10 protein-coding genes are annotated in these 12,202 nt (G+C 65.9%); 7 read left to right on the plus strand and 3 right to left on the minus strand.

The annotated features are described in order from the left end of the window. Position 1 precedes the first annotated feature (1 nt). The 6 genes from LPA36_RS07495 to LPA36_RS07520 all read left to right on the plus strand — a co-directional run bounded on the left by LPA36_RS07495 (position 2) and on the right by LPA36_RS07520 (position 7,218). Positions 2-2,389 carry a xanthine dehydrogenase family protein molybdopterin-binding subunit gene (locus LPA36_RS07495; protein WP_228875491.1) on the plus strand — a complete coding sequence of 796 codons (2,388 nt, stop codon included), beginning with the start codon at positions 2-4 and terminating at the stop codon, positions 2,387-2,389. A gap of 15 nt (positions 2,390-2,404) precedes the next feature. Beyond that, the gene (locus tag LPA36_RS07500) at positions 2,405-3,208 is read left to right on the plus strand and encodes an FAD binding domain-containing protein (RefSeq protein ID WP_228875492.1); all 804 of its coding nucleotides are present in this window, start codon (positions 2,405-2,407) and stop codon (positions 3,206-3,208) included. A 185-nt stretch (positions 3,209-3,393) separates the two neighbouring features. Beyond that, positions 3,394-4,290, plus strand: a complete 897-nt coding sequence (locus LPA36_RS07505; RefSeq protein WP_228875493.1) for an AAA family ATPase — start codon at positions 3,394-3,396, stop codon at positions 4,288-4,290. Positions 4,291-4,337: 47 nt separating this feature from the next. Continuing rightward, complete coding sequence (locus tag LPA36_RS07510; protein ID WP_407674238.1) at positions 4,338-5,633, plus strand: vWA domain-containing protein; 1,296 nt, start codon at positions 4,338-4,340, stop codon at positions 5,631-5,633. Next, positions 5,624-6,223 carry a CoxG family protein gene (locus LPA36_RS07515; RefSeq protein WP_228875495.1) on the plus strand — a complete coding sequence of 200 codons (600 nt, stop codon included), beginning with the start codon at positions 5,624-5,626 and terminating at the stop codon, positions 6,221-6,223. The genes LPA36_RS07510 and LPA36_RS07515 overlap by 10 nt, the downstream gene beginning before the upstream one ends. Continuing rightward, positions 6,196-7,218 carry an XdhC family protein gene (locus LPA36_RS07520; RefSeq protein WP_228875496.1) on the plus strand — a complete coding sequence of 341 codons (1,023 nt, stop codon included), beginning with the start codon at positions 6,196-6,198 and terminating at the stop codon, positions 7,216-7,218. The genes LPA36_RS07515 and LPA36_RS07520 overlap by 28 nt, the downstream gene beginning before the upstream one ends. A gap of 18 nt (positions 7,219-7,236) precedes the next feature. Here the strand turns inward: LPA36_RS07520 and LPA36_RS07525 are convergent, their stop codons facing one another. Further along, positions 7,237-7,983, minus strand: a complete 747-nt coding sequence (locus LPA36_RS07525; RefSeq protein ID WP_228875497.1) for a PepSY-associated TM helix domain-containing protein — start codon at positions 7,981-7,983, stop codon at positions 7,237-7,239. A gap of 469 nt (positions 7,984-8,452) precedes the next feature. Here LPA36_RS07525 and LPA36_RS07530 point away from each other — a divergent pair, with 469 nt between their 5' ends. Next, positions 8,453-10,351: a DUF3857 domain-containing transglutaminase family protein gene (locus LPA36_RS07530; RefSeq protein WP_228875498.1), complete on the plus strand. Its 1,899-nt coding sequence runs from the start codon at positions 8,453-8,455 to the stop codon at positions 10,349-10,351. 21 nt (positions 10,352-10,372) lie between these two features. Here the strand turns inward: LPA36_RS07530 and LPA36_RS07535 are convergent, their stop codons facing one another. Continuing rightward, on the minus strand, positions 10,373-11,401 hold the full coding sequence (locus LPA36_RS07535) for a serine/threonine protein kinase (RefSeq protein ID WP_228875647.1): 1,029 nt from the start codon (positions 11,399-11,401) through the stop codon (positions 10,373-10,375). Between the two features lie 205 nt (positions 11,402-11,606). Continuing rightward, positions 11,607-11,819 (minus strand): hypothetical protein, encoded by a 213-nt coding sequence (locus tag LPA36_RS07540; protein ID WP_090534767.1) that lies wholly within the window; start codon positions 11,817-11,819, stop codon positions 11,607-11,609. Between the last annotated feature and the right edge of the window lie 383 nt (positions 11,820-12,202).

A 12,202-nucleotide genomic window follows, 5' to 3' on the forward strand; every position in this document is an offset into this window, starting at 1 on the left:
GATGAACGCACCCGATACCCATCGCATGATCGGCGCCTCCGTCAAACGCAAGGAGGACTATCGCTTCCTGACCGGCAACGGCCAGTACACCGATGACGTCGTTCTGCCGCAGCAGACGTACGCGGTCTTCCTGCGCTCGCCGCACGCGCACGCACGCATCAAAAGCATCGATACGGCCGCGGCCAAAGCGTCGCCCGGCGTCGTCGCCATCTTTACCGGCGCCGATATGGCCGCCGACAGCGTCGGCGGCCTGCCATGCGGCTGGCTCATCCACAGCGTCGACGGCAAGCCGATGAACGAGCCGCCACATCCGGTCATCGCTCACACGAAGGCCCGCCACGTGGGCGACCAGGTCGCGCTCGTGATCGCCGATTCGATCAAGGCCGCCAAAGACGCCGCCGAACTCATCAACGTCGACTACGACGTGCTGGCCGCCACTGTCGACACCGCGCACGCGGCCGACCCCGGCCAGCCCGCAGTTCACGACGAAGTGCCCGACAACACGTGCTACACGTGGGGCCACGGCGACAAGGCGGCCACCGACGCCGCCTTCGCCAAAGCCGCGCACGTCACGACCCTCGACATCGTCAACCAGCGCCTGATCCCGAACGCCATCGAACCGCGCGCGGTCAACGCGAGCTGGTCGCAGCAGGACGACAGCTACACGGTCTACGTCGCGAACCAGAATCCGCACGTCGAGCGCCTGTTGATGGCCGCATTCGTGCTCGGCCTGCCTGAATCGAAACTGCGCATCATCGCGCCGGACGTGGGCGGCGGCTTCGGCTCGAAAATCTTCCTGTATGCCGAAGACGTCGCGCTCACGTGGGCTTCGAAGAAAATCCGCCGTCCGGTGAAGTGGACCGCGGAACGCTCGGAAGCCTTCATCTCCGACGCGCACGGCCGCGATCACGTGACGAAAGCCGAACTGGCGATGGACGCCGACGGCAAATTCCTCGCGATGCGCGTCCACACGATCGCGAACATGGGCGCGTATCTGTCGACGTTCGCCTCCAGCGTGCCGACGATCCTCTACGCGACGCTCCTCGCCGGCCAGTACGCGACCCCCGCGATCTACGCCGAAGTCAAAGCGGTCTTCACGAACACGGTGCCGGTCGACGCCTACCGCGGCGCCGGCCGCCCGGAAGCGACGTACGTGGTCGAGCGGCTCGTCGAAACGGCGGCGCGCGAAATGAAGCTCGACCCGGCCGAAATCCGCCGGCGCAACTTCATTCATGAGTTTCCGTATGCGACGCCGGTCGGTCTCACCTACGACACCGGCGACTACGAACCCCTTCTCGCCCGCGCGATCGAACTCGCCGACGTGAAAGGCTTCGCCGCGCGCCGGCAGGAATCGGAGAAGAACGGCAAGCGGCGCGGCCTCGGCTATTCGTGCTACATCGAAGCGTGCGGCCTCGCGCCGTCGAACATCGCGGGCGCGCTCGGCGCGCGCGCGGGTCTCTTCGAAGTCGGCCAGATCCGCGTGCACCCGACCGGCTCCGTCACAGTCTTCACCGGTTCGCACAGCCACGGCCAGGGTCACGAAACGACGTTCGCCCAGGTGGTTTCCGACCGGCTCGGCATTCCGCTCGAAAGCGTGGAGATCGTCCACGGCGACACGGGACGCATTCCGTTCGGCATGGGCACGTACGGCTCGCGCTCGATCGCGGTGGGCGGCTCGGCGATCATGAAGGCGCTCGACAAGATCGAGAAGAAGGCCAAACAGATCGCCGCACACCTGCTCGAAGCGGCCGCCGAAGACATCGAGTTCAAGGACGGCGTGTTCCGCGTCGCGGGCACGGACCGCACGAAGGCCTTCGCCGACATCTCGCTTGCGGCGTACGTGCCGCACAACTACCCGCTCGACAAACTCGAACCGGGCCTCGACGAAAGCGCTTTCTACGATCCGACGAACTTCACGTATCCGGCGGGCGCGTACATCTGCGAAATGGAAGTCGATGTCGACACCGGCGAATGCCGCATCCAGCAGTTCACGGCCGTGGACGACTTCGGCAACGTGATCAATCCGATGATCGTCGAAGGGCAGGTGCACGGCGGCATCGGACAGGGCGTCGGCCAGGCGATGCTCGAGCGCTGCGTGTACGACAACGAGAGCGGCCAGCTGCTCTCCGGTTCGTACATGGACTACGCGATGCCGCGCGCGTCCGATCTGCCGAGCTTCACCGTCGAGACCTCGAAGGGCACGCCGTGCACGCATAACCCGCTCGGCGTGAAAGGCTGCGGCGAGGCGGGCGCAATCGGTTCGCCGCCGGCGGTGATCAACGCGATCCTCGATGCGCTCGCGCCGCTCGGCGTGACGGACCTGCAAATGCCCGCGACGCCGCATCGCGTATGGTCCGCGATCCGCGCCGCTCAAAACCCGACGACATAAGCGGAGGAAGCCGACATGTATGCATTCGACTATCAACGCGCATCCGACGCGAAAGCCGCCGTTTCGGCCCTGAACGCGGACAGCGACGCCAAATACCTCGCGGGCGGACAAAGCCTGCTGCCAACGATGCGCCTGCGCCTCGCGCAACCTTCGCAACTGATCGACGTCACGCGCATTGCCGCGTTGAAGGAGATCAAGGTCGACGCGAAAACGGTGACGATCGGCGCCGCGGTCTGTCACGCGGATGTCGCCGGCAACGCCGACATCCAGCGCGTGCTGCCGGGGCTCGCCGGGCTCGCCGCGCACATCGGCGACCGCCAGGTGCGCGCGCTCGGCACGATCGGCGGCTCGCTCGCAAACAACGATCCGGCGGCGTGCTATCCGGCCGCGGTGCTCGGCCTCAATGCGACCGTCGTCACGGACAGGCGGAGGATCACCGCTGACGATTTCTTCGTCGGCATGTACGAGACCGCGCTGGAACCGGACGAGCTGATCACCGCCGTCGAGTTCCCGGTGCCCGAGCGCAGCGCCTACGAGAAGTTTCGCAACCCGGCGTCGCACTTTGCGCTGGTGGGCGTGTTCGTGGCGAAAAGCGCGGACGGCGTGCGTGTGGCTGTGACGGGCGCGGCTTCGTCCGTGTTTCGCGCGACGGCGCTGGAGCAGGCGCTCAGCGCGAACTTCACGCAGGCAGCGGCACGCGGGGTCACAATCGACGCCAGCAACCTCAACACCGACATGCACGCGAGCGCCGACTATCGCGCGCATCTGATTCCGGTGCTGGCGGCGCGGGCGATCGGCGGGGACAGTAGCAGCGGCTGAAGTCTTTTACGCGGCAAGCGGCGGGTAACTGACGAATGACCGAAAGCTGCGGTCGCCAGCGGGCGGCGCGGGTCCAGCGGTAACATGGATCCGCGCCGGGCGCTGTACGTCAACCGTCGCCCGTCGCTCACCGCCTCGCCGCCCGATCCGCCGTTTCGCAATATCGCCGCGCCATGAGCTCACCGATGACAACCACGCAGCCCGATTCCATCGACGCCACCCTGGAAGCACTCACCGTTCAGGGATACTTCGCGAGCCGCGAGCTTGCGACGGCGCTCTATCTCGCGTTGCGCATGGAGCGGCCGCTTTTCGTCGAAGGCGAGCCGGGCGTCGGCAAGACCGAACTCGCGAAGGCCGCAGCAGGCATGCTCGGCACGACAATGCTGCGTCTGCAGTGCTACGAAGGGCTCGACACGGCCAGCGCGCTGTACGAGTGGGATTACCCGCGCCAGATCATGGCGCTGCGGCTCGCCGAAGCCGCCGGCGAGCGCCCCGGCAACGACACGCTCTATCGCAGCGAATTCCTGCTCAAGCGTCCGCTCCTGCAGGCGCTGATGCCCGACGAACATCACCCGGGCGCGCGGCGCGTGCTGCTCATCGACGAAATCGACCGCGCCGACGAACCGTTCGAGGCGTTCCTGCTCGAACTGCTCTCCGATTTCCAGGTGTCGATTCCTGAATACGGCACGGTGCGCGCCGCACAGCCGCCGCTTGTCGTGATGACGTCGAACCGCACGCGTGAAGTGCACGATGCGTTGAAGCGCCGCTGCCTGTACCAGTGGATCGGTTATCCCGACCGCGACCGGGAACGGGCCATCGTTGCCGCGCGTGCGCCCGAAACCTCGGCGGATCTGCAACGACGCGCCGTCGATTTCGTGCACCGGTTGCGTGGCATGGACCTGTTCAAGGCGCCCGGCATCGCCGAAACGATCGACTGGTGCCGCGCGCTTTCCGCGCTGTGCGTGACGGAACTGGATCCGCAATCTGTCCAGAACACGCTCGGCGTGCTGCTCAAGTATCAGGACGATCTGGCGAGGATCGACGCGCAGGAGATTGCGCAATGTCTCGCGGTGCCGGAGTAATGGCGATGCCAGACCCGCGCCCCTCCCGTCCGCCCGATGCCGCCGGCATGTCGACGCGCGACCTTGCTTTCGCAGCGCTCAAGGCAAACGCGGAAGGCGCGCAGGACGTCCCCACGCTGGCGCACAACGTTGTGCATTTCGTGCGCGTGCTGCGCGGCGCGGGCCTGCCGATGTCGCCCGCCCAGGCCGTCGACGCGCTCGCAGCGCTGCGCTGGATCGACCTGGAACGCCGCGACGACGTGCGCGCGGCGCTCTCCGCGCTGCTCGTGTCCGCGCCCGACGAGCGCGACCTCTTCAACGCAGCTTTCGACCTCTTCTGGCGCGACCCCGACTGGGAAGGCAAGCTGCGCGCGCTGCTGCTGCCGAAGGTGCGTGGCGGCCTGCCGCCACCGCGCCGCAACAATCGCCTCGCGGATGCGCTCGCGGTGCGGCCGCCGCCATCGAAGGCCGGTCACCAGCCGCAGGAAACCGAACAGCACGAACTGCACGCGCACGTGACCTTCAGCGCCGAAGAACGCCTGCGCCACCGCGACTTCGATACGCTCACTGCCGACGAATGGCGCACGCTGCGCCATCTGATACGCGGCCAGCGCCTGCCGCTCGCGACGGAACGGACCCGTCGCCTCAAGGCTTCGTCGCGCGGCACGCATGCGGACCTGCGCGCCAGCGCGCGCCACGCGGTACGCGCGGGCGGCGACTGGACCGTGTGGAAATACCGCGCCGTCGTGGAGCGCAAACCGCCCCTCGTTCTGCTGCTCGACATCTCCGGCTCGATGAGCAGCTATTCGCGCGCCGTGCTGTACTTCTGCCACGCGCTCCTGCAATCGCGCGAACGGCTGCAGGTGTTCCTGTTCGGCACGCGCCTCACGAACGCGACGCGCGCGCTGCGTGAACGCGATCCTGACGTTGCGATTGCAACCATCGCGGAACAGGTCGTGGACTGGTCCGGTGGCACGCGCATCGGCGCGGCGCTCGCCGAATTCAACCGCCGCTGGGCACGACGCGTGCTGACGGGCAGAGCCACGGTGCTGCTCGTGACCGACGGCCTCGATCACGAAGCGATCGACGTGCTGCAGACCGAAATGGCAAGACTGCACCGCTTCGCGCATCGCATTGTCTGGTTGAACCCGTTGCTGCGGTACAGCGAATTCGCGCCGCGCGCACGCGGCGTGCAGGCGATGCTGCCGTATGTGGACGCACACCGGCCGGTCCACAATCTGGAGAGCCTCGCGGCTTTTGGCCGCGATCTCGCACAGCTCACACGCGCGCCCCGCGCGACGCGTGCAGCGACAATAACCACTACCAGCCTGGATGGGACAGGAGGAGCATTTGCATGGAACTGACCGAAAGTTATACGCTGCCAGTCCCGCAGCAACGCGCGTGGGAGGCGCTCAATGACACCGCGATCCTGCGCGCGTCGATTCCCGGCTGCGACAGCATCGAGCCTGACGGCGAGAACGCCTACGCGGTGTCGATGAGCGCATCGGTCGGGCCGGTGAAGGCACGCTTCAAGGGCCGCATGCTGCTCACCGACATCGATGCGCCGAATACCTACACGATCGTCTTCGAAGGACAGGGCGGCGCTGCCGGCTTCGGCAAGGGCAGCGCCCACGTCACGCTCGAAGCGGACAGCGAAGCGTCGACGAAGCTCTCGTATACCGCCACCGCGCAGGTGGGCGGCAAGCTCGCGCAGATCGGCTCGCGGCTCGTCGACGGCGCGGCGCGCAAGATCGCGGGCGAGTTCTTCAAGCGCTTCACGGCGCAAGTGACAGGCGAGGGAGGTGCGGGCGAGCCGGGCGAATCCGGCGACGCCAGCGCGTCCGAAGCAGCCCCGCTAGAATCAGGCGAAGATGCGGAATCTCCCGACGCCGCAGCCGGGGAAGACGCAGGGAAAAGGAAGAAATCATGGAAAGCGTGGATCTCGAAGTCCTGAAATCCAGCGCCCGCTGGCTCGAACAGGGGCATCGCGCGCTGCTGGTGACGGTCGTGAAGACGTGGGGCTCGTCGCCGCGTCCCGAGGGCGCGATGCTCGCCGTGCGCGACGACGGCCTCGTCGTCGGCTCGGTGTCGGGCGGCTGTATCGAAGACGATCTGATCGATCGCGTGCGTCAGCGCGGCATCGAGCAGACGCGGCCGGAAGCCGTCAAATACGGCATCACCGCCGAGGAAGCCCACCGCTTCGGCCTGCCGTGCGGCGGCACGATCCAGCTCGTACTCGAACCGCTGACGAAGGAAAGCGGCATCGCCGCACTGTGCGATTCGGTGGAACGCGGGCAACTCGTCGCGCGTACGGTCGACATGGCGACGGGCGCGGTGCGCCTCATGCCGGCGCAGGCCACCGACGGCGTCGATTTCGACGAACGGCGCCTTCTGACGATTCACGGCCCACGCTACCGCATGCTGGTGATCGGCGCGGGGCAGCTCTCGCGCTACCTCTGCAACATCGCGGTCGGGCTCGACTATCAGGTCACCGTGTGCGACCCGCGCGAAGAGTACACCGACGAGTGGGACATTCCGGGCACGAAGATCGTCCGCACGATGCCGGACGATACGGTGCTTGAGATGAAGCTCGACGAACGCTGCGCCGTGATCGCGCTCACGCACGATCCGAAGCTCGACGATCTCGCGCTGATGGAAGCGCTGAAAACGCCCGCGTTCTATGTCGGCGCCCTCGGCTCGCGGCGCAACAACGCCGCGCGGCGCGAGCGGTTAAAGGAGTTCGATCTGAACGAAACCGAACTCGCGCGACTGCACGGGCCGGTTGGCATCTACATCGGCAGCCGCACGCCGCCGGAGATCGCCGTATCGATTCTCGCTGAGGTGACGGCGGCGAAGAACGGCGTCTCGCTGCCGACGCTGCTTCAGGTGGAAGGCGCGAAGGCCGCCCGGGAAGTCGCGGCAGGCGGCAACGCAACCTGCAGCGTGTAAGAACGGCGTCAACGCCCCCTAGAACGTGCCCGCAAGCACCGCCGCCGCGATCGACCCCAGCACCAGCACGACACCGATCGTGCGCCGGCGGTTCAGCTCCGTCCACAACAGCACGCCGGTGAGCGACAGCAGGATCAGGCTGCCCGCGATCGTATCGATCAGAAGCACCCAGCCGATGCTCAGTCCAACGCCCTTGTGGAGATTGGTCATCGTCGCGAGGAACGAGTTTTCCGTGCGCTTGACGGTCACGTAGCCGTTGCCTACCCAGTACTCGGCCTGCACGCCGTTCTTCGGGCCGGCAATGCCGACCTGCCAGAACTCCGGCTGGACGACGCTATGGTCGCCCCATGCCACCGGATGCGCCGGCTCGCGACGGGGCCGGCCAGGCTTACCGTCAATCTTCAGTTCGCTCTTCAGCCAGTGCGCCATATCCATCGGCGTCTTGAACTTGCTACCTTCCGGCAGCGCGATCTGCAGCTGCTCGACCTGCGGTTCGCCGGTCGACACCTTGAGCGGCCCCGCCCGATGGTTCAGCAGAAAGCCGGTGCAGCCGAACATCAGCCCCAACACCGCGCCCCACAGGCCGACCCAGCCATGCACCTTGCGTAGCCACTTGATAAACGTCGCGCGACGCGAACGCTGGCGGCGCGCAGCCTGCTGGGCGTCGTCCATCAGATGATGGTCCGGTTCGACGGCGTGCGGCTTGTAGTGCGTCGCGCCAGCAGGCGCGGCGGGTTGTGCTTCGATCGATTCAGGCGCGTTCACATCAGGCTCCAGGCGCAATGGCAAAAGCTCACGACCAGCTCGCGGCGAGATCCTTACGGGGGCGCGCCACTGGCGTGAATCTGGGTGGATTGCATCAGACGGGCAAGACTGGAACAGCGGCCGCATCCGGCAAAAGGCGTAGCTGGCTGGCCATCACACAGAGGAGAAATGTGACAGTGGCTGGCGATGCCTTTCAAATGAGAATGGCTATCATTACATAGTCCGTGATTTTTCTCAATCCAGCCTGCATTACGTTGCCGTTACGCCGTATGACAAACGGGCGGCCCGCGAAAGGGCGGCCCACGTCAGGGCGGCCTGCGTCGGGGCAGTCAGCGCCGCTGGCTCTCACCCGAAAACGATCGTTCGCGCTATGCGGGGTGGCCGCTTGACTTTGCCTTCGTCAGACCTTTAAGTAGACGGGACTGCCCCATAACCGTCGTCGCCGTTCGTCTGGATGCCAGAACCCACCATGCGCTTCCTTCAGCTTGCCTGCATCCTGACGTTCGTCTGGTCGACGGCTGCCCGCGCCGTCTTCGCCACGCCTTCGGCCCAGCCGGTCGAGCCGTACACCAATGAAGGCGAAACGCAGACGTTCACCGTCAACGAAGACGGCTCCTATACCAAGCTCGATTCGATGACGCTGCTCGTCAACAACGAGGCAGGCGTCGCGCGGGTTGCGCAGCAGTACATCTGGTTCAACCGCAACATGGCGGACGTCGCGATCGTCGAGGCGTATACGACAGGCGCGGACGGCACGCGTCACGACGTCGGACCGGAGCAGGTGCGCGACGTGCAGGAGGCGCGTTCGTTCGATGCGCCGATGTTTCAGGACATCCAGGAAAAGGTGATCGTCTTTCCGGCAGTCGAACCGGGCGCACGCGTGCACCTCACGTACCGGAAAACGCAGAAGGTGCCGATCGTGCCGGGCCATTTCAGCGACTTCACGCCGCCGGACCTCGCGCCGACGCACAATTTCAGCCTCATCTACGACCTGCCCGCCGTAAAGCCGCTCTACGCGGACGCGCGCGGATTCACGACGATCGCGCCCGTCACCGATCATGGACGCACGCGCTATGAATTCCGCTATGACAAGGCGCATTTCGGGCGGCTCGAATACGGCTCGGTGGCGTACGTGTCGTATGGCGACCGCCTGATGGTGTCGACGTTTCCCGACTACGCGGCGTTCGCGGCGACGTACCGTGCTTCGTCGGTCGATGCGAGTGCGGCCGATCCTGCGGTCGTCGCGCTGGCCCGCACGCTCACCGCGAACGACCCCACCCCGCGCGCGAAGGCCAAGACGCTCTACGACTGGATGCGCCGCAACGTGCGCTACGTCGCGATCAACGTCGGACGGGGCGCGGTGATCCCGCATCGCGCGAGCGAGGTGCTCGCTTACCGCTATGGCGACTGCAAGGACCACGTCGCGCTGTACGGCGCGCTGCTCGACGCGGTCGGCATCCGCAGCGAGCCGGCGCTCATCAACAGCGGCACCATCTATTCGCTGCCGACGGTGCCCGGCTACGGCGTCATCAATCATGTGATTTCGTGGTTGCCCGACCTGCAGCTGTACGCCGATTCCACGGCGACGAACGTCGAGTTCGGTTTCCTGCCTTCGACGGACATGAACCGCCCGGCGCTGCTGGTCAACGAAGGCGTGCTTGCGCACACGCCCTCGACGGCGGCGATGGCACGTCGCACGGATCTTTCGATTGTCATGACGCCGGACGGCTCGGCGACGTTCGTGTACCGGGTGGAAGCGACAGGCTGGGCGGCCGAGCAGGGCCGCACGATGCTGCGCATGCAGACGCCCGCGCAGCGTGAGGAATCGCTTCAGGGCGAATTGCGCAACGCGAACCTGCGTGGTGCGGCAACACTCACCACCAGCAACCTCGCCGCCGCCGACGGCCCGCTCGTCCTCACGATGCGCGGCACGCTGGAAAGTCTCGTCGTGCCGGGCGCAGCGGCTTCGATTCCGACGCTCACGAGCCTCGCTGGCGGCTTCGAATCGGATACGCGCTACTGGCTGGGCGAACGCCAGCGCACGCAGCCGTTCGTGTGCCGCAACATCGAACTGCACGAGCACACACGGATCACGCTGCCGGCAAATTTCCGCGTGCTCGACATGCCGGAACCGGCGCAGACGCAGGACCGTTTCCTCGATTTCCGCTCGCAGTACACGTTCGACCCACAGACGCGGGTCATCGAGGTCACGCGTGACGGCAGCACGCATTTCGACAGCGACGTCTGCTCGCCGGATCAATTCGCGCAGATGCGCCCGGCGATGGAAATCGTCAGTCGCGACGTGCGCGCACAGATCATCGTGAAATCGACGCTCGACGGCGCGCGCGTCGCAATCAGCGCACCCTGAGCGCCTGCCCGGCGTAAAAAATCAGACGGGCCAGAGCGGCCCCTCCTGCATCGCGCCGATCTGCTCGCGCAGTTCGAGGATGCGGTCTTCCCAGTAACGCTGCGTGTTGAACCACGGAAACGCCGCGGGAAACGCGGGGTCGTCCCAGCGTCGGGCGAGCCACGCCGAGTAGTGAATCAACCGCAGCGTGCGCAGCGCTTCGACGAGATACAGTTCACGCGGATCGAATTCACAGAAGTCCTCGTATCCGGCCAGCAGATCCGTCAACGCACGCGATGCCGCCGCGCGTTCGCCCGGCAACAGCAGCCACAGATCCTGGATAGCGGGCGCCATCCGGCTGTCGTCGAAGTCGACGAAATGCGGGCCGGCGTCGGTCCACAGCACGTTGCCCGGATGACAGTCGCCATGAACGCGCAGCAGACGGATATCGCCGGCGCGTTCAAATGCGCGCTCGACGCCCTCCAGTGCCAGATTCACCGCCGTTTCCCACGCTGTCCGGACGTCATCGGGGACAAACCGCTGTTCGAGCAGAAAATCGCGCGGCTCATAGCCGAAGCTCTGGATGTCGAGCACCGGGCGTGACATGTACGGCTCGATCTGGCCCACCGCGTGAATGCGTCCGACAAAGCGGCCGAGCCATTCGAGCGTGTCGCTGCGATCGAGATCGGGCGCGCGTCCGCCACGGCGCTCGAAGATCGCGAGGCGAAAGCCATCGAACGTATGCAGCGAACGGCCGTCGTCGACGCGCGCCGGCACCGCCGGAATCTCGCGCGTGGCCAGCTGCGCGACGAAAGCATGCTCTTCGAGAATGGCTTCGTCGGTCCAGCGTTCGGGACGATAGAACTTCGCGACAACCGGCGGCCCGTCTTCGACGCCCACCTGAAAGACGCGGTTTTCGTAGCTGTTGAGCGCGAGCATGCGGCCATCGGTGCGCTGGCCGGCGGGAATCAGGACGCTGTCGATCGCGTCGAGCACGCATTCCGGCGTCAGCCGGGCGAAAGGGACAGTGCGGGAAGCGCCGTCCTGGAGATCAGGGGTGTCGTCGTTCATGCCCGCATTGTGCGCCGCGCCGCCCGCGATGACGAGCGAGACGCGTGACGCACCTGTCACAGCGGCATATCAGGCAATCTCAGGACGTATCGGCGCGTCTGTCACGCTGGCGACGGGCGCGCGAGCCGCCGGCGCCGTCCGCGCCCCGGACATTCCGCAATCCTCAACTGCGCGCCGCGTCGATGGGCGGCGCGCGTCACCGCATTCAGTGCATCTGCGCGCTGGCGGGGCGAACCTGCTCGCCCGTGTCGATCAGGTCTTCAAGGAAGAAAGGTTCGGTATTCAGCTGGATCGACGTACCGGGTTCACCGGCGTACCACGCCACCATGGCCATGTCGCCAAGAATTCGCATGACGATACCGCGCGCACCCTGGGGCACGGCGATATGCACGGAGCGGACGATAGAACCGACTTGCATGATGTTTCCCCGTTCTCTTTGCCGGCTCGGATGAAGCGCCGGTCGTGTGGCGATAAAAGCGCCGCTTTGCCAGAAACGTTGCGTGCGCACCTAACCTGCATCGCGTGGAACGCGGAAGAGGCCTTCAAACTCATTGTTCACGTTTTGTACCGCTTGGGAAAGCGAAAAAAAAGGGCCCAACACCCCCCAATTCGTACATTCGACTTACGAAACCCCAACCAGCGGCCGCGCGTGTAATGCGTCGTAACAGGTCCATCATAAACCTTGCGGAACGCGTATCCGAAAATGATGCATGAGGACTACGATACGCGTTATATTCCTGTCGCGCATGCCGGGCGCAGCCATCGTTAGCGCAACGCAGGCCACGCACGCGGCGCAGCCAG

The organism is Paraburkholderia saeva (assembly GCF_907164555.1).
Taxonomy (GTDB): Bacteria; Pseudomonadota; Gammaproteobacteria; order Burkholderiales; family Burkholderiaceae; genus Paraburkholderia; species Paraburkholderia saeva.